The sequence below is a fragment of the Deltaproteobacteria bacterium genome (assembly GCA_021737785.1).
Lineage (GTDB): Bacteria > Desulfobacterota > DSM-4660 > Desulfatiglandales > Desulfatiglandaceae > AUK324.
Genome location: JAIPDI010000022.1, coordinates 32480 through 56994 on the forward strand (window position 1 = coordinate 32480; position 24515 = coordinate 56994).

The following is a 24515-nucleotide window of genomic DNA, read 5'->3' on the forward strand; positions in this document are numbered from 1 at the left end:
GTAAAGGGCTTTCCAAATGAAATGGACCCCTTCAGCCTTTTTCTCCTTGGCCCTCCGGAAACATCTCTTCATAACACTCTGGGTAGAGTTCCCTGGCACATTCGGGACAGACGCTATGGCTGAACCGGACCTCGGAATGGGTGGTGATATAGGCCTCTACCTGCTGCCAGTATCCCTTGTCATCCCGGATCTTTTTGCAGGAGGCACAGATGGGGAGCATGCCGCTCAGTTTCCTGATCTGCGAGAGGGCGGTCTGAAGTTCCTGGATCAGCTTTTCCCGCTCCTCTTCCTGCTGCTTTCGGTCGGATATATCCCGAATGGTTTCGATAGCCCCTATCACTGCCCCATTTTCGTCACGAAACACAGATGCCTTGTTCCAGAGGGTGCCGCCCGGGGCGACCAGGCTGTTGACCGTCTCGGAGACCAGTGCATCCCCTTGTTTTTTGACGTAATGGTAGGTCTTCTGGGTCTCTTCATCCCACGCATGCACCAGATCGATCAAGACGGGCCGCTTTTTCCCGTAGAATGGAATGGCATATTCATAATCTCCCTTGCCGACCATCTCTTCTGACCGGATACCTGTCATTTTCTCAAGCGCACGATTCCAGGCAACCACCTTCCCTTGTCTATCAATGACAAAGGTGGCATCGGGAAGAAAGTCGATAATCTGGGACAGGCGTTGTTCGGACTGCCTCAGGTTTCGAAACAGAAGATCATAGGGTTTCTTGAGCCCGGTTTGAATAATGGCCTTGTATATCAGGTAAAAGGAGATGAGTTTGCAGAAATGACCCACCATGTTGGAGAGCCCGTGCACACTCACATAGAAGGTAAAGGCCAGTTCTGCTACGATCGTGATGCTGATGGACGCCGACAGCCATTGAAACACATCTCGATCGAACTCGTGACGATTTCTGAACAGGACCGCAAGGGCGGCCAGGAGGATCGCCGAGATGATATATTCACTGATTTTTTTGAAAGGGGTCAGCCCTCTCCCCTCGATAAAACAGGATGGGAATATGGGCCATAGAAAAAGAGATGCCAGGACCAGGAGCGTCAGCAGGCTGTAGGCCCCCAAGGCCATGCCCGATCTCAGGCGTCGACGCAAGAAAAACGGCGCGATGAGGAGGGAGAGGCTTTGCATATACCGGGCCGTAATCCAGAGCTGGGTGGGGAGATCGGCGCCATTGCCCTGGAAGATGGGCATCCCCTTGTATGCGAGGGTATGGATGAGGTCCAGAAAGGCAACAAACAGGTAGGCGATGCCCAGGAACAGGAGATAGTTATTGTCAAGGAGGCGTCGGGAGTTCCATGCAATGATGAAAATCCCGCAGCCGACAACAATGCTGAACAGCTCCACAAGGGTATGGAACAAGAGGTAATCGTGGAGGGTCGAGAGGTAAAGCCCAAACAGAATGACGGCAGACACTGCCAGGCCGCCAAGCCTGTTGGCACGGAAAGAGTCCTGATACGCCCTTTCTGCGTCTTCACCAATCCTTTTCTGAACCGCGGCGGGTGCTGATCCGGTTTCCTTGTTATATGTGTTCATCCGAACAAAAATCCCTTCTCCCTGAAAAGCTTCAGACAGGCCTTAACCGCTTCCGGGTCATAGAGCCTCGCTGCATTGTCAGCGACCTCGGCCAGGGCCTCATCCAGGCCGATGGCCGGCCGGTAGGGCCGGTGGGAGGCCATGGCCTCCACCACGTCTGCAACGCAGATGATCCGTGCCTCAAGAAGAATGGCCTCTCCTTTAAGGCCCTGGGGGTAGCCGGATCCGTCCAGCTTCTCGTGGTGCTGATGCACGATCTGTGCGATGGGCCAGGGAAATTCGACCTCTTTCAGGATATCGTAGCCGACCTGGGGATGGGTCTTGATGAGGGCCAACTCATAATCGGCGAGACGGGTGGGTTTACTCAGGATGCCGGCCGGAATGGTTATCTTGCCCAGGTCGTGGATCATGCCTGCCATACGAATCCCCTCGATCTGATCCTTCGGCAGCCCCATTTCCCGTGCCATGGCAGCGGACAAGACGGCCACCCGATGCTGGTGCCCGGAGGTGTAAGGGTCCCTCGATTCAACGGTCAGGCCCATGGCCCGGATAATCCCCTCCATGGCCCTGCGCAGGCTGGCGGTGCGTTCTTCCACCATCTGCTCCAGGTCCCGGCGATAGCGCCGGTTGGCGATCTCAAGGTCCCGCCGGCGCAGACTGTTTCGAACATTGATCAATACCTCGTTTATGTCCAGGGGTTTGACAATATAACCGTATATCCCGGCCTCTATGGCGCTGTCTGCAACCTGGGGATCGTCTACGCCCGTCACCATGATGACCGCCGTGTCTTTGTACGCCACATCGATGTGCTTGGCCAGACTGACCCCCGACTCTCCGGGCATGTTCACGTCGCAGAGGACCAGCTCATAGGCCTGGGCTTCGAGGCATTTTCGGGCCTCCTTGGCATCGGCAGACAGGGTGCAGGCGTATCCCTTTCGGGTCAACATTCGGTTCAGCATGCGCCGGATCTGTTCTTCATCATCCACGATAAGGATCTGGGGCGCCTTCGGATGGTTGATTGTTGGTTGTTGATTGTCCATTGACAAACCTCTCAAACGCGGAACTCGGATCGCGGAACTCGGAAGCAATAATCTATTTCTTCCGTTTCCTTGCAGTGTTTATAGAAGCTACCACCATAGCGACAATTTCATTAGCTTCTTTGTACAGGTCTGCCGTTCTGCTCTCATCCATCAAGCCGGATTCTATGATGAGTTCGATCCAATACATGGTCTCGTCCGCTTCCTCCTCAACAATCCCCATCTTGTTGATGAAATCGGCCGTTGACCGTGCCCTTTTGGCCGACCGGTAGTTGGCCCCCACACTGGTCCCGCAACGCAGTAGTTGACCCCGAATGACCCTTCCTTCATGCGTTTCCGGCAAGGTACTGGCCAGACGAATAACTCGCAATGCGAATTGCTTTGTCCTTTCTTTCAATACATCTTTCGAACGGGGAAGTCGGAGCTCGGAACGTGGAGTGGAAAATATGTCGGTTTTTTTGTCTTTTTCGGTCATGTCAAAATCTCCCTTGCTTGAATTTGCAGTTGGGAACTGGATGCTCAAAACTCAGAAGTATGAAATGGAAGACCTCTTCTCAGCCTTCCGCGCTCCGCGTTCCGATTTCCGCGTTCGTCATATTCCTCTCTTCACTCAGCTCCGCGTTCCGAGCTCCGACTTCCGCGTTCATCACGTTCCCAACGTTTCCCTCACCTTCAAACACAGCGATTCAGGGGTAAACGGCTTCTGAAGAAAGGTCGCGTCCGAATCCAGGGCGCCGGCATGTGACAGGTCCCTGTCAGGAAACCCCGACATGTAAAGGACCTTAATCCCCGGACGCTGGGTCCGAATGCTCCCGGCCAGTTCCTGCCCCCCCATCCTCGGCATCACCACGTCAGTGATAAGGAGATGAATCTCTCCCTTGAATGCCTCGCTCACTCGAAGGGCTTCCTCGCCATCGCCGGCGGTCAGGACCCGGTACCCGGCCTTTTCAAGGGCCTTGACGGCCAGTTCCCGGAGCGGTGCATTGTCTTCCGCCACCAGCACCACCTCGCCGCCGGCCTCTGTTTCTGCCGTCTCCTCTTTCAATACCCTCCTCGGGACGTCTTCGGCCCTGGGGAGGTAGATCTTCATGATGGTTCCCATGCCGGGTTGGCTGTAGGGCCAGATAAAGCCCTCGCTCTGCTTGACGATGCCATAGACCGTGGACAGCCCCAGCCCTGTGCCGGCCCCCCGCTCCTTGGTGGTAAAAAAAGGCTCGAATATCCGCTCCTGGAGGGTCTTATCCATGCCGGGTCCGGTGTCGGTCACTGCCAGCATCACAAAGGATCCAGGCTCTCCGGCGACGTCATGGGCATGGAAAAATGCCGTGTCCAGCTCCACATTGGCCGTCTCCACGGTCAGGGTCCCGCCCTCCGGCATGACGTCCCTGGCGTTGACCGCCAGGTTCATGATCACCTGTTCCATCTGTCCCACGTCCCCCCGGATCTTCCACAGCCCCGGCGCCGGGATCATCCGCAGCTCGATGCTCTCCCTGACCAGACGCCGAAGGAGCTTGTCCATATCCTCAACCACGTCGTTGAGGTCGAGGATCTCCATCTGACGCGGCTCTCTCCGGCTGAAGGTCATAAGCTGCCGGGTCAGCATGGCCCCCCGCTCGCCGGCCTTTCGAATCTCTTCCATATCCTCCCTGAGGGGATCGTCTTTCGGCAGATCGGCCTGGGCCAGCTGCGCATTGCCGATGATCGTGGTAAGGAGGTTGTTGAAATCGTGGGCCACGCCCCCGGCCAAGATCCCGATGGACTCCATCCTATGGGCCTGATGGAGCTGGGACTGCAACTTGTCATGCGCCTCTTCCGCCCGCTTGCGATCAGTGATATCCGTTATAAAGTTGAGCGTTGCCGGTTTTCCTTCCCACTCGATCAAGACGATATTGCTCTCCGCCCACCTGACCGCGCCCTCCCTGGTGATAACTCGAAAGGGATTTACCCCGGGCCCGGCCGCACCCTTCAATTGATTTATATGCCGCTCGGCCACTGTTTCTCTATCGTCCGGATGGATGTAATCACTAAAGGGCTTTCCAATCAATTCCTCAGGGAGATACCCCGTAACATCCGAAATCCTCCGGTTCACGAACATGATTTGCCCATCCTGTGCCACCAAGATGACTTCACCGGCATTCTCCACCAGCACCCTGTACTTCTTTTCGTTCTCCTGGAGGGCCTCCTCTGCCCGTCTCCGTTGTGTCTCATCGCTGTAAACCGAAACAACATCCCCCGAGGGCAGCTTGTACACAAAATTTTCCCGCCATCCGGCAATCCGCCCATCCTTATAGGTAGATATCGGGTGTCTCTCAGCCGTTCCGGTACGCCACACCCTTTGAAGGACCTCGAACAGGCCGAATTCCTTGACCCCGGGAAACACCTCGGTTACGCGACGGCCGATCAGGTCTTTCCGATCCACGTGATCGATTCGCTCCCCGGCCGAATTGAACTCGATAAATACGAAGTCCTCGCCATTGTCCACGGCCTCGTATACCGCGATGCCGTTTCGCGTGTTTTCAAATATCCCTTTGTACCTGGCATGACTGTCGCGCAATCCCCTTTCCGCCTTCTCGCGCTCCCTGATTTCCCGAACCAGATCGGCGGTCCTTTCCCCGACGCGTTGTTCCAGTTCATTATGGGCCTTTTGAAGGGCCTCCTCCGCCTGCTTGCGCTCGCTGATCTCATGCTTCAACCGCTCATTGATGATCGTCAGTTCCCGGGTCCGCTCAGCCACCAGTTTTTCCAGCCGGTGCTGAAAAAGGCTGCTGATCCCTTCGCCCGGCACCACTCCGCCTGTGCGAATCCCCCTCACAACGCCCGCCACCGCCACAAGAAAATAGACGGCCCCGAGATACTGGGCCGATCTCCCCAACCATCCGATGGGACAGCCCACGGTTTTGGGGACGAGCACGCAGAAGAGACCGATGGCTATCAGAAAGAGCCCGAGACCGTACCAGTACTGAAAGGGGGCCCGCGAGCGGAGGAATAAAAGACCGACCAGCCCGGCAGAGAGAGCGAACAGGCCGACCGCACTCCCCAGTACGACCTGCCGGATCAGGGTGGGGCCCACGCCCTGAATAAAGAAGACCGGCGTGAACCCGTTGAGGGCCGCCATGAGCCACAGTCCCATAACCAGGACCATCCCGAGATAAAGGCCCGCCACGGTGATCCGCCTGCGCCTCGGGCTGGATTCCGGTTCGATGCCGGCCAGGACAATTGCGGCGCCGGCGCAGTGAAAGGCCCCAGCCAGGAAAAAGCCCATGTTGTAGAAGGTAACGGCCTTGTTGGGCCCGTCTGCATCGCCGATGAGAAGGCCGGTCACGGAGGCGCTCAGTCCCATGAGGAAGGCCCCGCAACTGAGGCCGAGAAGACCCATGGACCCGCTGCCCAGATAGGCCTTGATGGTGAAGTAGACGATGATGGCAGGGATCAGCGAGAGAAAGACCCCGTTCAGAAGCGTGAGGAGCCAGGGGGATTCAAACACGACCTCTGCATAGTCCGTGGCCGTGAAGAGGGCCAAAAGGACGATCAGCGCGGGAACCGGGAGTGCGGCGAGCGCCCTCCCCAAACGGGAAGCGGTATTACGATTCCATAACTTCGGACTGCTCATGCCCTTTCACCCTCCGTTCCTCCTTCTCCATTCTTCCTTCTTCACTTTTCCCTCAGCTCCGCGTTCCGACTTCCGCGTTCCGCGTTCCCATCGCCTCCCTCACCTTCCGGGCCAGGCCTTCCTGGGTAAAGGGTTTTTCGATAAAATGGACTCCTTCATCCAGCACCCCCTGGTGGGCGATGACGTTGGCCGTATACCCGGACATGAACAGGACACCGATGTTCGGACGGATCTGCATGATCTCCGCCGCCAGGTCTTTTCCGCTCATCTTGGGGAGCACCACGTCCGTCATGAGGAGGTGGATCTCACCGGTATGGTCCCGGGCAATGGTGAGTGCCCCTGAGGGGGTCGCCGATGTCAGCACACGATAACCCATATTTTCGAGAAGCCGTTGGGCCAATCGCAGCACCGACGCCTCATCCTCCACAATCAGGATGGTCTCGCCGCGGCCCTGAGGCACTTCGGTCCGGGCCGCCTCTATGACCTCCTCCGCCGCTCCAAGATGCCTGGGCAGGTAGATCTTGATGCTGGTCCCTTTGCCCGGCTCGCTGTAGACGTTCACAAAGCCCTGGTTCTGCTTCACAATGCCGTACACCGTGGAAAGCCCCAGCCCTGTTCCCTTTCCCACCTCCTTGGTGGTGAAAAAGGGCTCGAATGCATTGGTCAGGGTCTCCTTGTCCATGCCGGAGCCGTTGTCGCTCACCGCCAGCATTACATAATCGCCGGGTGCAAATTCCGGGCGGTCGGCACAATAATTCTTATCCAGCACCACGTTCTCCGTTTCAATGGTGATCTTGCCCACCCCTGAAATGGCGTCCCGCGCGTTGACGCAGAGGTTGGCCAGGATCTGGTCGATCTGGGCCGGATCCATCTTGACCGGCCAGAGATTGGTGTCAGGCTCCCAGGATAGATCGATGTCTTCCCCGATGAGCCGTCTCAGCATCTTGAGCATCCCCTCCACGGTCTCGTTTAAATCCAGGGCCTTCGGCGCGATGGTCTGCTTCCGGGCAAAGGCCAGAAGTTGCCGAACGATGTCAATAGACTGCTTCCCGGCCTTCATGACCTCCTGAAGCTTTCCGTAGAGAGAATCTGTCTTGTCCAGGCCCTCCATCGCCAGTTCCGTGTACCCGAGGATCACGCTCAGTTTGTTGTTGAAATCGTGGGCCACGCCTCCCGCCAACCGGCCGACCGATTCCATCTTTTGGGCCTGATTGAGCTGGGCCTGAAGTTTCTCGCGCTCTTCCTCGGCCCGCCGCCGTTCGGTGATGTCTGTGTTGAATCCGTGCCAGAGGATGCTGCCGTCTGCCAATTTCTCTGGTGACGACTCGCCATGGAGCCATTTGACCGGTCTGCCGGGAATCTGAACCCGATATTCACATTGCCAGGTGGTCATGCGTTTGGCAGACAATTCAATTGAATCGGTTACCCTGCCCAAATCCTCGGGAAAAATCACCCTGATTATTGGAGAGAAATCTTCCTTCACGTCTTCCGGCGAACAACCGAAAATGTCCTTGATGGCTTCGGTGGTGAATGGCAGGCAATAGGTTCCGTCAGGCCTTCTCATGAACTGGTAAATCATTCCGGGAATATGCGCAGACAGTTTCTTAAAGCCCTCGTCACGCTCCCTGAGGACCGCCTCTGCCTGTTTCCGCTCTGTAATGTCCCGAATGATCATGCTGGAGCGTTGCAGACCATTTTCGTCGGTATAAATGGTTGAAGTGATTTCAGCGGGGAATCGGGTGTTGTCGGCACGGATCAGGGTTATTTCGCCTTGCACCTTGCCCGTTTTTGCCCGTTCTTCAAGCCGTTTCTGCAAACGGGGATCGGACACATCCACCAGGGCGTTGCGGCCCAGTTTCTTGATCTCTTCTGCCGTCCGGCCAAACATCTCGCAGGCCGCTGGATTCACATCAAGGATGGATCCGTCCGGCGCAGTCAATAGAAATGCATCCAGAGAATGATCAAATAACGAGCGATATTGTATCTCGCTCTTTTGAAGGGCCGCCTCTGTCCGCTTTCGCTGGGTGATGTCTTCCATGGAGGACATGATGCCGATAACGTCGCCCCGCGCATTGTAGATGGGCGCCGCGGAGAGGCTGGCGTCAAAGAGGCTCCCGTCCTTCCGCTGCCGGACAACCTCCACGCCCGAGACCCCGCCGTCTTCCATGATCCTTTTGCGCAGGGCTGAAAACTCATCTTGCATATCCTGGGGGACGATGGGAAGGGGCTTGCCCATGACCTCCCCGGCCGACCACCCGAAAATTTTTTCCGCGGATTCGTTCCAGGCCTGCACATTCCCCTCCAGGCCAATGCTGTACAGGGCCACGGGCGAACAGGCGATCATGGCCCGCTGGAATTCCACGCTCTCCTTCAGTTCCCGCGTCTTGGTCGCCACCTGCCTGCGCAGGGTCCACAACCAGAGGAACACCGCCAGGAGGATGACGATCAGAGGAAGCAGGACCATGGCCGAGTAGCGGAGGGCATTCATGAGGGACGGGGGCCCCTCTTTGTAGCTGCCCAGCCATTTCTCGTAGATGCGGCGGTATTCGCCGCTTGTGTCCAGGATCTTCAGCCCTTCGCTGAACTGGGCCAGGATCGCCTTGTGACCACTAGGTGCGGCATAACAGTATTCCAGGGGAAGGAATGCCTGCCGGCCGAGAACAAGATTCTTCCATCCCCGTTCTTCGATCAGGTAGAGGGAGGAGATTCGTACCGCAAGCGCGCAATCGTGTTTCCCTTCCGCCAGTTCACGCAATACATCCTCCTGGGTTTCGGCAAGGGAAACCTGGCCCCCCATCCCCTTTGCCACCAGGAAGTCGTGGGCCGCGTCCCCGCGTTGTACCACAATGCGTTTACTTGCCAGATCGGCAAACGTAGCAGGCGGGTCGCCCTCGCCCCTGCGCACAACGCTGACGTAATGACTCACCATGTGCGGCTGGGTGAAGTCGAACTTTAAGTCACGTTCAGGCAAATAAAACATGCCCTGCATGACATCAATCTTTCCTTCTTCCATGCCCTGAACGATTTCCGCCCAGGGACCGAGGCGAATCTCGACGTCGAGCCCCATTTCCAGCGCGATGGCCCGCGTAAGCGCCACATTGTATCCTGCCGGCCGACCGTTCTCATCCAGGTATTCAAAGGGCGGATAATTGTGATCTCCGCCGACCACAATGGGCCGGTCGGTGGGGAGTTGGAGGGCCGCAAACCATTTGGCGTGAAGATGGCGGTAGGTCCCGTCGGCCATGACGATAGAAAGTCCTTCGTTGAGCAGGGCCAGCGTTTCCCGGTCTCCTTCCCTTACAGCAAAGCAGAAATCCTGGCGAAAGCCCTCAATGGGCCGGTCAATGACCCGCAGGTTGGTCAGCCCGGTTCCCTGGATAAGGCGCAGGGCCACCAGCCGCTGGATGACCACGGCGTCGTACTGATCCTCAGACAGTTGCCGCAGTGCCTCTTCAAATGTGGTCGTAGTGCGGATCTCTATGCCGCGCTTCTCCCTTCTCAGGAACTCTTCGGCGTTGTCCCCTTTCATGACCGCGACCTGCCGTCCGCGCAGGTCCCCCATGTCGTGAATTTCCTTGTTCTTTTCCCGGACCACGATGGCGCCGTGCAGGGACATGTAGGGGAACGTAAAATCGAAGATCGGGTCTCGCTCCGGGGTGCGGCCCACAAGGGGGAGGGCCTGGACTTCGCCCTGTTCCAGCCAGCCGCGGACTTCTGCCCACGTTCCCGTGCGGAAGGTGACCTCCCGATCCATGGCCGCCAGGGCCGCACGCATCAGTTCAACCGAGAAACCGTCGACGCGTCCCTTTGCATCGACCATGCAAAAAGGCGGGTAGTCGATCTCGGAGGCGCTCCGGATAGGGGGGGCCGCCATTGCCCCAAACGGCATAGCCAGCATGCACGCCAGAGCCAGTACCAGGAAAATGCCCAGTGGTGAACGCGGAGCGCCGAGCTCGGAACGCGGAACTCGAAACCGTTTGAGCAAGGAGCAAGGAGCAGGGAGCTTGGAGAACGATTTCATGACGAGATGATAACAATCCATGACTACCTCATGACCATCCATGGCCACATTCTGAACGCGGAAGTCGGAGCACGGAACGCGGAAGAAACGACTTCATGGCCACCCTCGACAATGAAGAACTATGATTGAAGAGTGAAGAATGGAAAACGCCCTCCACCCGTACCAATTTCGCTTTTTTTTCTTCCTTATTCATGCTTCATTCTTTGTTGTCCCCAGGGCCGCGGCCACCTTTTGCCGAAGCGCTTCAGCCGTAAAGGGCTTGGGAAGGAACATGACCCCTTTTGCCAGAATTCCGTTATCCGCGATCAAATCTTCCGTATACCCCGACATGTGGAGAACCTTTGTCCGTGGATGGATCTCCCGGATCTTTTCCACCATCTCCGGGCCTTTCATGCCGGGAAGGATCACGTCGGCCAGGATCAGATCAATGGGCGTCCTGTGAGTGCGGGCCTGCTCCAGGGCGGTCTCCGGGTTGACGGCCTCAAGGACATGGTATCCGTACCCCCTGAGGAGTTCGCCGGCCAGTCTCAGTACGGAAGGGTCGTCTTCCACTACCAGGACCGTGCCCGTACCCTTGACGGGCCTGGGTCTTTCAATGGCCGTGGGTTCGGTCTCTTCTTCATCCAAGGCCAGGGGAAGATAGACCTTGAAGGTGGTCCCCTGGCCGGGCTCGCTGTAGACCCAGATGTCGCCGCGGTGCTGCTTGACAATGCCGTAGGAGGTGGCCAGCCCGAGGCCGGTGCCCCTGTCGCTGTCTTTGGTGGTGAAAAATGGATCGAAGATCTGATTCAGGATCCCGCCCTCCATGCCGACGCCCGTATCGGCAAACGTGATCATGGCATAGACGCCGGGGACGACGTCGGGCTTCGTCGAGCAATAGGCCCTGTCCAGGTCCACGATGGCGGTCTCGATGGCGAGGGCCCCGCCGTCGGGCATGGCGTCCCGTGCATTGACGGCCAGGTTCATGAGCACCTGCTCCAACTGGGAGACATCGGCTTTCACCCGCACCGGGCCTCCATGGACCGACATCTTCAGCTGCACATCCTCCCCGATGACCCGGCGCATCAGCTTTTCAAACCCTCGCACCACGCCATTGATATCCACCACCTGCATCTCGAGAACCTGTTTGCGGCTGAAGGCCAGCAGCTGCCGCGTCAGGTTACTGGCCCTGTTGCCGGCATCGCGAATCTGGGACAGCAACGAATGGTGGGGATGGTCCGGATGGAGATCTTGCAGCGCCATCTCCCCATAGCCCAGGATCACGGTCAGGAGGTTGTTGAAGTCGTGGGCCACGCCGCCGGCCAATCTTCCCACCGCCTCCAGTTTCTGGGCCTGAAGGAGCTGGGCCTGCAATTCTTCGCGCTCTGACTCGTCCTGCTTGCGCTCTGTGATGTCCTGGATCGTCCCCATGGCACAGATCGGCATGCCATCGTCGTCAAAGAGGGTCTGAAACCGTTCATTCACATATTTGACGGTTCCGTCCTTAAGAAGCAACCGGTATTCGATGTCGCAGGCCGTCTTTTTGGACAGCGAATCCCTGTGGGCCTTGGCCACATCGGCCCGGTCATCCGGATGGATTACCTCCATACCCATCAAGGTCTTGTACGAGGGATCAAAGGCCCCGGGTTTCACCCCTAAGATGCGGTAGATCTCATCCGACCATTCCAGTAAATCATTTTTCAGATCCAGCTCCCAGTGCCCGATATGGGCCAATTCCTGTGCCTCTTTGAGCCGGCGTTCAGACTGAATCAAGGCCCTTCGTTCCTCCTGGAGTTTTTCCACGGTCTCGGCCAGCTTCCGGGTAATGCTATTCTCATACATCTCCAGCAGGGTTTCCTGATGTTCCAGCGGACCCTCAGGGACGGGGAGGATTCCGTGTCGATGTTCCCTCAGCGCGTCTTCGAGGATCTCTAAAAACTGATCTCCGTCCGTGGGCTTGACCACAAACCGGGACGCCCCCAGACCCATGGCCAGTTTCCGGTCGTCCTCGTCAACAAAGGTGGCCGTATAAAAGATAAACGGAAGATGGCTCAGGGTGGGGTCCTTCTTCACCTCGCAACAGAGTTTGAACCCGTTCATAACGGGCATCATGATATCGGAGATAATGACATCCGGCGGGTCCTCCTGGGCAAGCCGCAGGGCCTCCTCCCCGTTCTCAGCCGGCGTGACCTGGTACCCTCGGGATGTAAGGAGGCGCTCGAGCATGTAACGACTATCCGCATGATCTTCCACAATAAGAATCTTGCTCATACAGGACCTCCTCATCTACTATCGCGGTAAGAATGTACCATCTCGATATCCAAAATAATACGCTTAATGAACGCATCAACGTCAGGATGGCCCGGCCTTGTTTCCCGTTCCGAGTTCCGCGTTCAGAAATCCTCTCACCTGTTCGACAAAGCTGTCGGGATCGATCGGCTTTTCAATGTACCCTTCGCAGCCCGCGGCCAGGACGGCCTCCCGGTCCCCGGCCATGGCATAGGAGGTCACCGCCACAACCGGGATCGATCGGGTCTCCCGGGCCTGCTTCAAGCGCCCGGCCACCTCATACCCGTCCATCACCGGCAGCTGGATATCTAAAAGGATCAGGTCAGGGCGTTCGGCAACGGCCAAATCCACCCCCTCCTGTCCATTCCGGGCCTGGACCACGTCATGGCCCTGTTTTTCCAACAGGAACGTGGTCAGATAGAGATTTTGTTCATTGTCTTCAACGATCAGGATCTTCTTTTTTATCATTTTTTTTCTCCGGTTTTAATGGGAGCGTGAAGGCAAAGGTCGAGCCCTCTCCAAATTGACTCTCGACCCAGATCCGGCCCCCCAGCATATCGAGAATCCGCTTGCACACCGACAGGCCCAGTCCGGTCCCTTCGTACCTGCGGGCCGTGCCGGTATCGAGCTGCTGGAAGGGCTTGAAGAGCTTACCCATATCCTCGCTCCGGATGCCGATGCCGGTGTCGGTCACGCGAACCTCAATGGCCGAATCCTGTCTTCGGCAGACGATTCGGACCCCGCCATTCTCTGTGAATTTAATTGCATTATTGGCCAGGTTGATGAGGATCTGCCGGATGCGGCGCTCATCGCTCACCACCCTGTCCACGTCAGGGTCGATCTGGGCAAACAGCGACAGTCCCTTCTGCTCGGCCAGGGGCCGAAGGGATTCCACCACCTGGTCAATGACCTGAGGCATGCTGAAGTGGTTTTTGGTGATCTCCACCTCGCCTGCCTCGATCTTGGAGATATCCAGCACATCGTTGATCAGGTTGAGGAGGTGGTGGGAACTCCCCTTGACCATCTTCAACTGCTTTTTCTGCTCCAGATTCAACGGACCGGCCAGTTCATTGAGAATGATCCCGGTGAATCCGATAATGGAGTTGAGGGGGGTGCGCAGCTCATGGGACATGCTGGCCAGAAAGGCGCTCTTGACCCGGTTGGACGTTTCCGCGGCCTCCTTAGCCTCCACCAGTTCCCCTTCGATTTTTTTTCGAAGGTTGATTTCACGGGCCAGGCGACGATTCCAGTAGAGGACGGCCGAGAAGATCAGCATCACGGCGAGGAGGACCTTCCACAGCATGCGATAATCGAACTTCCGCTCATAGGTCACGGAAATCCAGCGTTTGAAAATGGCGTTGCGATCCTCCTCGCTGATGCTGTTGAGGGCCTTCTGAATGATGCCGGCCAGGATGGGCTGGTCTTCGGGGACCGCGACAGAGATTTGATAGCTGTAGGGAGTCTCGCCGGAGACCTTGACGCCGGATATGCCTTCGCGGCCAATGACATGGCTGATGGCCGCGAGGCTGTCGATAAAGGCATAGGCCTTTCGCCGAGTCACATCGGTGAGCCCTGTCGTGACGTCATCCACCAAAAGGAGATCGAGTTCCGGGTGCCTGTGCTTCAGGATGTCATGGCTGGCGTATCCGTTGACCACTGCGATCTTCTTTCCCCGCAGGTCTTTCATATCCCCGACGTAGGGGGCCCCCTGGTCGGTCACAATCACCATGGGAAACCGGAGGTAGGGCTCGCTGAAGTGGAGAAATTCCTCCCGCTGGGGGGTTCGGGTGGCAGAGAAGAGGATATCAATGGTTCCCTCTCTCATCTCGTCCAGGGTGGCTTGCCAGCTCTGAGGTTTGGTCGGTTTGATGTCGATCCCGATGATGGCGTTGAGCTTCTCCATAAAATCGGCCGACATGCCCACCAGCTTCCCTTCCTTGTTGACATATTCGACCGGCGGCCAGTCGGTGTCGTAACCCAGACGCAAGACCGGATGGTCCCTGAGCCAGGCCCGTTCCTGGGGCGTAAGGTCCAGGGAGGTCCTGGCATCCTGCATGACGTCGAGCCACTTTCGATGAATGCCCCGGACCTCCTCACGGGTGATGGAGGCCAGCGCCCGGTCCAAAAGGCCTGCGAGCAGGGACCAGTCCTTGCGCACGCCGATGCACAGGACCACCGGGGGCTTCTCCATCCGCCCCATCACGCGAAGGTTGGCCATCAACTCCTTCTCAATCAAATAGGTTACGGCCGCCCGGTTCCCGGCATAGGCGTCGGCCTCGCCCCGCGACACCGCATCCAGTGCCTCGCTGGTGGACGCGTACTCCCTTGTCTTCACGTCGGGAAAATGATCGCGGAAATACTGAACGTTGTAATAGCTCCGCTCCAGGGCCACGGTCTTTCCATTCAGGTCCTTTTCCGACTTGAAATAGGGCCCGTCCCGACGGCCGACAAGGACGTGGGGAATGGTGAGATAGGGAATGGTGAAATCAAAATACGGCTCCCGATCTTTCGTCGGGGTGATGTCCATGAGGGCATCCAGTTCCCGGTTTTTCACGCGGTCCAGGTTGTTGTCGAACGGGCCTGCTTCGATAGTCAGAATGCCCCGCAACCGACCATTCAGGGCCTCGACGAAATCAACCCCGATCCCCTGGGGCTTCCCGGTCTCGTCCACGAAATTCATGGGGGGCCAGTCATTCATAATTCCGATGCGGACCTTGGGGTGGTCCTGGAGCCAGGCCTCTTCTGCAGGTGAGAGTTGAACGGCTGCCGCGGCCGCTGCTTCGTCAAGATCTACCCATTTCTTCAGGATGGCGCTGACTTCTTCTCGGTTCAGATCATCCAGGGCCTTTTGGAGGATATCTCTCAAAACTGGCCAGTCCTTTCGGACCCCGATGGCGTTGATGGAAGCGGTTTCCTGGACCTTGCCGTGAACCTTCAGGTTGGTAATCAGCTCCCGTTCCATGATGTACATGGCTACGGCGCGATTCCCCACGTAAGCATCCAGTATCCCTTTGGAAACGGCATCGAGGGCATCGCTGGTGGTATCGAACAGCCTCACCCGGATATCAGGGTATTTCTCGCGGAAAACCCGTTCGATGAAGAACCGACGTTCCACCCCGACGGTCTTGCCTGCGAGACCGGAAAGGTCCTGGTAATAGGGTGCATCTTGTCGGGCGATAATGCTGTGAGGAATTATCAGATACGGCCTGGTAAAATGGAAGAAGGGCTCACGGTCCGGCCTCGGCGTGATGTCCATCAGGGCATCGATCCGCCTCTCCTTGCCCGCCTCAACCATATCCGTCCAGGGGAGGGGCACGATCTTCAGTCTGCCGCCCAACCGTCCATTCAAGGCCCTGATAAACCCCACGCCGATGCCCTGGGGCGTGCCGTCCGCGTCGGTGTGATCCATGGGAGGCCAGGCCTGATTGATGGCGATGGTGATCTCGGGATGGTCTGCCAGCCAGGCCGATTCTTCAGGGGTAAGAGACAGACCCTGGGCCGCAGGACCGCCTTGTTCGTCTCGGGAAACACTGGGGTTGATTTGAGAGATGCCGTCTTTGGCCGGAACCGAGGCGATGGAATCACAGACCGGCTGTGACTGAATAACGAATATCACCAAGATGACGAATATCAGCGATTGCAGAAAATGGTGAGGGTGCTGGTTTGTTTTTTGGTTCATAGACCTCACGCAGCAACACGTTTCAATATGGATGGTGGGATACAGGCTTAAAGCCCGAACTTCCAACGAGACCATAGCACCGTCTTTCTGTAACGGGTGCTGAGCAGTCACTTTCTTAAAACCAGGCGACAGGCGGTTCTGCTTTTCGTGAGTGAGGCTACGTGACGTGTTAAGGAATCTTTTTTCTGACAGGGGAGTATAGGTGAATCGATCGCTCATGTCAAGATTCGGCCGGGCGGTTGACGTTTGACAGAGCCGGATCGGATAAAGAAAGAAAGGGCGTATTGCGGGCATGGTTTGTGCTCTTACTTAGACGCCATGCCCGCAATAGGTTCCGTTATTACCTCGGGGTGTCCCGGGGAATCAATTCATCGTGAACTCTCACGCTAAAATTCATTGAAGTCATCCTCCTCAAAGGGGATGACCTGTTCAGGGTCCACTTTGCCCTGCTTCAGGGCCGGCCTTTTTGTCCCATTGGCCTGTTTCGGAAGACGGGTTGCGGCGGTCGATGGGAGATGACTCCCTTTGCGCGACGGGGCGGTTACCCTTTGGCCAGCCTCTTCGTTTCCGCCGATGACGCGAACCAGATCGCTCACAATGCCGCGCATCTCTTCGGCCTGGGCATTCATTTCCTCGGACGCGGAGGCCGATTCCTCGGCATTGGCCGCATTCTGCTGGGTCACCTTGTCCATCTCCACCATCGCCTGGTTGATCTGCTCGATCCCCTTGGCCTGCTCGGTGGACGCCGCTGCGATTTCGTTGACCAGATCCCCTACCTTCCGGACCCTTACCACGGTTTCAGCAAAGGCCTCGCTGGTCCCGCCCACCACCTTGGAGCCGTCCGCCACCTTTTTTACGGTATCTTCGATGAGACCGGCGGTATTCTTGGCTGCCTGTGCGGCGCGCAAGGCAAGATTCCTGACCTCATCAGCCACCACGGCAAACCCGGCCCCGGCCTCTCCGGCCCTTGCCGCCTCCACGGCCGCATTCAAGGCCAGGAGGTTCGTCTGGAAGGCGATTTCATCGATGGTCTTGATGATTTTTTGCGTCTCTTCACTGGCGGTGGAAATCTCTTTCATGGATGTGGTCAGATTTTCCATGGAGGCATCCGCCTGGCTGATGACCTGATTGGCCTCCTTCATGAGGCTGTCCGCCTCATTGGCATTGGCCGCGTTCTGCTTGGTCATGGAAGACATCTCTTCCAGGGAGGATGATGTCTCCTCCAGGGACGCCGCGGATTCCGATGCCCCTTCGGCCAACGACTGACTGGCGGCGGACACCTGACTCGATGCGGACGCCACCTGCTCCGAACCCTCATTGAGCCCGTGGGCCGCGGCCATGATGGGCCGGGTGATGCCCCTCGCAAAAAAGAGGACGGCCAAGACGGTGACGGCCAGAAAGATGCCCCCCACGAGGAGAATCATGTTCCGGATGGCATGGGCGGCCCCCATGAATTCTTCCGAGGGCTGGGTCACGCCGATACTCCATTCTGTAATCGGTATCGGGGTATACCCGGCGATCTTGTCCTCCCCTTCAAAGTAATAGGAATCCACGCCGGTCTTCTGGGCCAGCATCTTTTCCATGATGGATTCCATTCCCTTGGTCTTTGCCAGGTTGGTCTCGAGGATATGCTTCTTATTGGGGTGGGCAACGACCAGGCCGGTTTTGTCCACCATAAAGGGATATCCGGTCTCTCCCAACTTGACGGAGGTGATGTTATCGGTCAGAAAATCGGTCTTCAGAATCGTTGTGACGGTTCCCAGAAGCTTGCCTTCGCCGGAAACGACCGGTGCGCAAACAGGAACCACGGGGAGGCCGGAACTCTTTGACTTGACTGCCGTGCCGACGTTGGCATTCCCGTTTTTCGCCACATGAAAATAGTCGCGATCTGCGATGGAAATCCCCTTCAGAGTCCCGCCGCTGCCGTCAGCAAAGACATTCCCTGAGGCATCGCTGACGACAATCGTCTCAAAATTTTTTCCCACCTTTTTTGCAGCATCCGCCAACCGGGCATTCAGCCGGGCGATCTCATCGACAGCGCCTTGTGCGCCCGAGTCGGCCACCTTTGCCGCGGCCTCTCTCATCTCGGTTCCCAGGGCCATTTCCTCTGCAAATGTCACCTGCTGCAAAAGCGCCATCTGTGTCATGTTCGCCAGGTCCCTGGCGATGTTAACGGCCTGTTCCTTTGCCAGTGCTTCGAGGGAACTGGATGCCTTGGTCACCGCAAAAATCCCTATCACCACCAAGGGTATCAGGACCACTGCAATGCCGCCTGCAACCAGTTTAAACCCGAGTGATCTTCTCTTCATCTCTTTACTCCTTCCATTTGTTTGATACGATTAAGGTATGTTTCGCCCCATTATAAAGAACTGTTTGACGGAGAATATGGCACCCCGGTTCCCGGCTTCCGCGCTCCGCGCTCCGCGTTCCGATCTCCGCCTTGAATAACGGGAGATGATGCATCAGCATCTTATGGAAACAGGGCTCTGACGTCTAACGCCTCCGGCCCAGGGGAGAAGGAGGGCGATTTCCTTCTCTTTGACACATGATCCACCACCGCTTTCAGGACCTTCAGCTCAAAAGGTTTGATCATGTAATAGATCACCCCCTCTCGTCGAACCTTCGATTCCAGCTCGCGAGAATTGCTCCCCGTCATGGCTACAATCCCCACGTGAGGTTGAGACGCCTTGAAAAACGGGATCAATTCATGACCCTGAATATCCGGGAGGGAGATATCCAGAAGGATCAGGTCAACGTCGGCCCTCCGCGCCTTCTCGAGCGCATCACTCCCTGTGCCCGACCGCTGGACCCGATGCCCCCAGGTCTCCAGGATCTCTGAGATCAGCTTTGCTATGGAATTTTCATCTTCCACTACCAGGATATTCATAAAGCCCCCATCAATATCGCATCCATGCGCGGACGGTGACACTCTTAGAGCAAAAGCAGTGCCAGGAGAATGAGAGAACTCCTCAACTATTTGTAATAGATAGAATATTCAGGCCATGCGAGGATTTTTATCAAAAGATGGGCCTGGGATCCGTCGGGACACCTTTGACACTGTCAGGGAGGATAAAACAGTATAATTATATGATTTTATGTTTGAAATTGCTTATGGGACACTTCTGTCCCGAAACGGGACTAGGATAACTCCAGGTTCTTGAGCTTTCGGAAAAGGGTCCTTCTGGAGATCCCCAGGTTGGCGGCGGCCCGTGCCTTGTGCCATTGATTGTTTTCCAGGGCCTTGACCAACAGGTCTTTTTCAAAATGTTCGACAGCGTCCGCCAGGGTCATCTTCTGCAGGCCGGTGACGCTTGAATGCGGCCTCTCCCATCCGGAGGATTGCCCCAGGTTCAAAAAATCGATCCGGCCCATGGCAAGATACCGGCGCAGCAGGTTTTCAAGTTCCCGGACATTTCCGGGCCAGTCATAGCGATAAAGGGCCTCCATTACCCTCTCCGGCAGGAGGGATACATTTTTTCCGTTATCGGTCGCCTTGAGAAAATGCTCCACAAGCAGGGGGATATCCTCCTTTCTATCCCTCAAAGGCGGAAGGTGAAACGGAATCACGTGCATCCGGTAGAAAAAATCCTCACGCATCGTCCCATCCTTCACCAATGTCTTCAGATCCTTATTGGTGGCGGCCACAATACGGCAGTTCGATGTCTCGGTTCGATTGCTTCCCACCGGGGCATATCCTCCACCTTCAACCGCGCGGAGCAGTTTTACCTGCATGGTCGCCGGGAGATCGCCCACCTCGTCCAGGAAGAGGACCCCGCCATCGGCAAAGGCCAGATAGCCGTGGGTATCGGCAACAGCCCCTGTAAAGGCCCCGCGCTTATGCCCGAAGAATTCACTTTCCATGAGGGCTTCGGGGATGGCGCCGCAGTTAACCGGCACAAATTCATTGGTTTTCCGGTCGCTCAACTCATGGATGGCCCGGGCCGCCAGTTCCTTGCCGGTTCCCGATTCCCCGTATATCAAGACATTGTCCTCGGTCGCCGCGGCCTTCAGAATAAGATCATAGACCTCCTGCATGACCTCGCTCTTGCCGATAATCCGCCCGAACCGATATCGACCTCTGCCCGCATACCTCAACCGTTTGTTTTCGCTCCGGAGCTCCGCTGCCTCCGCCTCGATGGCCATTTCCTGGCGCCGGGTCTCGGTGATATCCCGCAGGGTAGCCAGAATAGCCGGTTCACCCTCCCAATGGATGAATTCATTGTGGGCCTCCACCCAGATCTCCCGGGCGTCGGCCCTGAGGCATCGAATTTTAATGACCTTGTCCTGTAGCTCCCCGGTCTCAAATCCCTCGCCCATGGTCCTGAAGGCCTCTTGGAAATCCCCGGCAACAAAATCCACGGCCTTCCGGCCGATCAGTTCATCGGCCTTTTCGAACCCAAGCATGCGGGCGGAAGCACTGTTTGCGAATATCAACGTGCTGTCCTGGAGGACCAGTATCCCGTCGGCTACCTTTTCGGTCAGAATACGATACTGTTTTTCGCCGGCCCTCAGATCCCTTTCGGCCCGAACCTGTTTGGAGATGTCCTGGAGGGTCTCCACGGCCCCGACGATCCTGCCTTCGGCATCAACCACCGGCGCTGCTACAAAAAAGATGTGCCTTGGAACGCCGCCCAGGTCTTCAAAGTAATCGGTGGCCTGCCAGGCATAGGGGACGACCCCTGACGTTGAGGCCCCTTTACCCTGATAGACCCGTAGAAAGGTCTCCAAATCACCGGCCACGATAAGGTCTGCCAGGACAGGACGTTTATCCTGATAGAAGGGCGCCCATTGGCGGTCCGTGTTGATCATCTCGTGGGCTGAAAAGCCTGTCAGCAGTTCGCATGCCCGGTTCCAGTAGGTAATTCTGTGATCCATTCCGATGGCAAATTGCGCGATGGGCGTACAATCCAATACATTCAACATGGGCGACGGTCTCTTTCTCTCCTTTTGTGGTCAACCCAACTTGATATGGGGCTGGCCTGAGTCAGTCTCATGCAAAAATTATGCACTAGTGGCCCTCTCCTGAATAAGACCTGAAAAATACATCGATATCAAAAGGATGCCATAGCCACGCCATAACGCCTCGGCAGATGGCGACGTCAGAAAACCCGCCCATCCATGGAAAGGCATTGACGGTACATGAACAGATGGGGTAACAGGGATACTGGATATGCTCCGATTTGTACGGCTTTTAGCCGAAGCAGCCGCTTCCAGGGACAAGCCAACCGGGGGAGTCCTCTGAAGCGGATATTTATTCAGGTGCCTCTTTTGGGATAAGGGATTGGAACAGAGAGAGATATCGGTTCTGGGAGAAGAAAAGGGCGTTCACTGGGCCTGGATTATTTTAGGGACCTGTTTTGCCAACCTCTTTATCAATTATTCGGTCCGCCTCGGCTACAGCGTCGTCCTTCCGGTGATGATCGGGGACCTCGGCTTCAGCCGTACGGCCGGGGGCTCCATCTACAATGCCTATTTTCTTTCGTATGTGGCCTTGACCCCGCTGGCCGGGTATCTCACGGATCGCTTCGGTGCGCGGTGGGTGATTTGCACCTGTGCGGGCATCCTGGGCGCCGGTGTTCTCCTGATGGGCAGCATCAGTTCCTTCTGGATGGCATGTATCGCCTTTGCCGTTGTGGGCCTGGGAAGCACGGGCATGTGGACGCCTGTGATTACGGTGGTCCAGCGGTGGTTCGGACCGAAGCGGAGGGGACTGGCCCTCGGCATCCTTTCCACAGGTTACGGCCTCGGTTTTGCCACCATGGGAATCGCCTTTCCCTGGATCGTGAATCAGTGGAGCTGGCGCTATGCATGGTATTTTCTGGGATTCTGTGCCCTTATCATGGTCCTGGCAAACGGACTCCTCCTGAGGAGCACTCCCGAGTCCGTGGGATACCGGCCGTGGGGACAGAAGGAGGAGGATGGACAACAGAGACCGGCAATACCCTGCCGGCCTGAGGGCCCGGTCCTCTCCATGGTGTTCAGAGACCGGACATTCTGGCTTGTGGGGCTCTCCTATTTCGCGATCTCCTACAGCCTGTATGGGATCACCACCTTTATGGTGGATTATGCCCGCTTCCAGCTCGGCCTCCCGTTTGAGAAGGCAGGTCTCCTGGCGACGGTGCACGGGACGTGCCAGGTGATCGGCGTACTGACGGTTCTGCCCATGTCTGATTATCTGGGCCGGAGAAGGACGCTTATCCTTTCCAATTCTTTCATTACCGCGTGTCTGATCGGGATACTCCTGAGTGGAAACTCGTGGGGCATGCTCTATCTGCTGGTTGGGATCATGGCTGTTTTTTACGGGGCCACCTTTCCGATGTACGGGGCCTGCGCCGGGGATTTTTTTCCCAGACAGATGATGGGGACAGTGATCGGTGTGTGGACGCCGTTTTACGGTATCGGGGCGATCACGGTCCATTGGGTGAGCGGACTCTTGCGTGACAGCACCGGATCCTATGATGTTCCGTTCATGATCAATGTGGCCATGGCGGCGATCGGCAGCATACTCATGTGCCTGGTCAGGCGGGACCAGGCTGATGGCTCATGATTGATGGTGCTGGGATGCTGCTTTTTCTGACTTCCGACTTCTGACCTCTGGTGCTTGATGATGGCCGATGGATGACAGTTGAGGGGGAAGAGATGCTATCCGGAATTCTGGCCGATTCGCATTTCACGCATGGCGGCCCGTTCGATGGCCAGGCAGGCCAGTTTTCCCAGACTCTTTAAAAAATTGATTTCGTCGTGGCTGGGGATCTTTTTGGATCCGAAGTAGATTCTCAGTATGGCGTAGGTGGTCTCGTTTACCGTAAAAGGGATGCCGATCACCGCGGCCAGGCCTTCTCTTCGGGCAGCTTCCAGGTCCTGTATCCGGGGATCCTTCTCAAAATCGTTGATAAGGATGATATCCCCCTGCATGATCTCGGTGATGCTTTTCCCGGAATCGATGGCCCCTGAATTGAGGTATTTCTTACTGAGACCATATGCCGAAACCACCTTAAGGTGAAAGGTTCCCTGTTCCAGGACACGAAGGGTGCTCCCTTTTGCGCCGGTCAGCTCTGCTGCCAGGGAGACGACGAAGTGGAGAACGTCGGCCAGTTCTTCTTCATCCCTGTAAATAATGTCAATCACTCTGCTTAGAGCAAAGGAAGAGATATCCAGAAAGTTTTCTGTCATAACAGCGCCCCTGCAGTGCTGAGGTTTCGGATCAACCCGATGCGTCAACCGGCCGGGTCATTCCTTTCAGTCTGTCACACTTCCGTCTTCCATGCAACTATTAAGTAGATGCTGGATGCTGGATACTGGATGGGCGAACGCTGGATGCTTTCAGCTTTGAGCTTTTGGCTCCCTGCTCGTTGCTGTTTTCTTATTAAACCGCTTCTTCCCTTGCGCCTTGCGCCTATAACCTATTGACCGCCAAGGCTTTTATGTGATAACAATTAAAGACAAACGGCGAAGCCAGCCGGAAACGGAAAACCCGAACCCAATGAACCCAAACAACTCAACAAACCCGGAAAATACAACCCATAACCTGGAGGCCCATGCCTGACGCGCCTCGACATACCCTCCCCGGGCGATCCGGAGCAGCCTTCTTCAGGCTCATAAGCGTTGTTCTTCTCCTTTGCCTGGTCCCTGTGGTGGCGGCCCTGGGCGAACGTCCAATCCCCAAACCAGAGGGCCTGGTCAATGACTATGCCCGGGTGATTCCTCCAGCATATGCCGAAAAGATTGCCGCTGTTACCGGGGAACTCCTCCAAAAGACCGGAATCCCCGTGGTGGTCGTCACCATGCCGGACATCGGGGGAGCCGAGTATAACGCCTATGCAAATCGGTTGTACGCTGAGTGGGGAATCGGAAAAAAGGGGGAAGACAAGGGTGTCCTCATCTTTGTGACCGTCAAAGAGAGAAAGATGCGGATCGAGACCGGATACGGCGTGGAGGGAATTCTGCCTGACGGCCTGGTTGGTGAGATCCGGGACCGGTACATGGTTCCGTATCTCAAGGAGGACAAATTCGGCGAGGGGCTTCTCGCAGGTGCCTCGGCGGTTTCACGGATCATTGCCGAAGATGCAGGGGTCGAGTTGGCGGGGCGAATGCCCGAAACGCCTCCAAAAAAGAAGAGTTCCGGATTCTCCTTCCTCCCGATTCTGGTTATCGTTTTCATCATCATGGCCATATCGAGGCGCCGGCGCGGGGCCTGGCTCTTTCTCCTTCCCTTTCTCTTTGGCGCAGGCGGGGCGCGTGGCACCCGTTACGGCGGATCGGGGGGAAGCTTTGGAGGATTCGGCGGCGGATTCGGGGGATTCGGCGGCGGCATGAGCGGCGGCGGGGGCGCAGGCGGGGGTTTCTGAAGCAGA

14 protein-coding genes are annotated in these 24515 nt (G+C 56.8%); 2 read left to right on the forward strand and 12 right to left on the reverse strand.

The features are described from left to right. Positions 1 to 31: 31 nt before the first annotated feature. The 11 genes from K9N21_12220 to K9N21_12270 all read right to left on the reverse strand — a co-directional run bounded on the left by K9N21_12220 (position 32) and on the right by K9N21_12270 (position 21084). Positions 32 to 1546, reverse strand: a complete 1515-nt coding sequence (locus tag K9N21_12220) for a PAS domain S-box protein (GenBank protein MCF8144673.1) — start codon at positions 1544 to 1546, stop codon at positions 32 to 34. Beyond that, positions 1543 to 2586, reverse strand: a complete 1044-nt coding sequence (locus K9N21_12225) for a response regulator (protein MCF8144674.1) — start codon at positions 2584 to 2586, stop codon at positions 1543 to 1545. The genes K9N21_12220 and K9N21_12225 overlap by 4 nt, the downstream gene beginning before the upstream one ends. A 52-nt stretch (positions 2587 to 2638) precedes the next feature. Continuing rightward, positions 2639 to 3058 carry a four helix bundle protein gene (locus K9N21_12230; protein MCF8144675.1) on the reverse strand — a complete coding sequence of 140 codons (420 nt, stop codon included), beginning with the start codon at positions 3056 to 3058 and terminating at the stop codon, positions 2639 to 2641. 171 nt (positions 3059 to 3229) lie between these two features. Next, complete coding sequence (locus K9N21_12235) at positions 3230 to 6193, reverse strand: PAS domain S-box protein (protein MCF8144676.1); 2964 nt, start codon at positions 6191 to 6193, stop codon at positions 3230 to 3232. Between the two features lie 52 nt (positions 6194 to 6245). Continuing rightward, positions 6246 to 10082 carry a transporter substrate-binding domain-containing protein gene (locus K9N21_12240; protein ID MCF8144677.1) on the reverse strand — a complete coding sequence of 1279 codons (3837 nt, stop codon included), beginning with the start codon at positions 10080 to 10082 and terminating at the stop codon, positions 6246 to 6248. Positions 10083 to 10403: 321 nt separating this feature from the next. Beyond that, positions 10404 to 12464: a response regulator gene (locus K9N21_12245; protein MCF8144678.1), complete on the reverse strand. Its 2061-nt coding sequence runs from the start codon at positions 12462 to 12464 to the stop codon at positions 10404 to 10406. Between the two features lie 81 nt (positions 12465 to 12545). Beyond that, a complete protein-coding gene (locus K9N21_12250) occupies positions 12546 to 12947 on the reverse strand; it encodes a response regulator (protein MCF8144679.1) in 402 nt (133 codons plus the stop codon). Further along, positions 12922 to 16161 (reverse strand): transporter substrate-binding domain-containing protein, encoded by a 3240-nt coding sequence (locus tag K9N21_12255; protein MCF8144680.1) that lies wholly within the window; start codon positions 16159 to 16161, stop codon positions 12922 to 12924. Before K9N21_12255 ends, K9N21_12250 begins: the two co-directional genes overlap by 26 nt. 386 nt (positions 16162 to 16547) lie before the next feature. Then, positions 16548 to 18470 carry a Cache 3/Cache 2 fusion domain-containing protein gene (locus tag K9N21_12260; protein MCF8144681.1) on the reverse strand — a complete coding sequence of 641 codons (1923 nt, stop codon included), beginning with the start codon at positions 18468 to 18470 and terminating at the stop codon, positions 16548 to 16550. Positions 18471 to 18631: 161 nt separating this feature from the next. Beyond that, positions 18632 to 19048 (reverse strand): response regulator, encoded by a 417-nt coding sequence (locus K9N21_12265; GenBank protein MCF8144682.1) that lies wholly within the window; start codon positions 19046 to 19048, stop codon positions 18632 to 18634. A 251-nt stretch (positions 19049 to 19299) separates the two neighbouring features. Continuing rightward, positions 19300 to 21084: a sigma 54-interacting transcriptional regulator gene (locus K9N21_12270; GenBank protein ID MCF8144683.1), complete on the reverse strand. Its 1785-nt coding sequence runs from the start codon at positions 21082 to 21084 to the stop codon at positions 19300 to 19302. 358 nt (positions 21085 to 21442) lie between these two features. Between K9N21_12270 and K9N21_12275 the strand changes: the two genes are divergently transcribed. Next, on the forward strand, positions 21443 to 22708 hold the full coding sequence (locus K9N21_12275; GenBank protein ID MCF8144684.1) for an MFS transporter: 1266 nt from the start codon (positions 21443 to 21445) through the stop codon (positions 22706 to 22708). A 95-nt stretch (positions 22709 to 22803) separates the two neighbouring features. Here the strand turns inward: K9N21_12275 and K9N21_12280 are convergent, their stop codons facing one another. After that, complete coding sequence (locus tag K9N21_12280; GenBank protein ID MCF8144685.1) at positions 22804 to 23334, reverse strand: GAF domain-containing protein; 531 nt, start codon at positions 23332 to 23334, stop codon at positions 22804 to 22806. 365 nt (positions 23335 to 23699) lie between these two features. Here K9N21_12280 and K9N21_12285 point away from each other — a divergent pair, with 365 nt between their 5' ends. Continuing rightward, positions 23700 to 24509, forward strand: a complete 810-nt coding sequence (locus K9N21_12285; GenBank protein MCF8144686.1) for a TPM domain-containing protein — start codon at positions 23700 to 23702, stop codon at positions 24507 to 24509. The last annotated feature ends 6 nt before the right edge of the window (positions 24510 to 24515 follow it).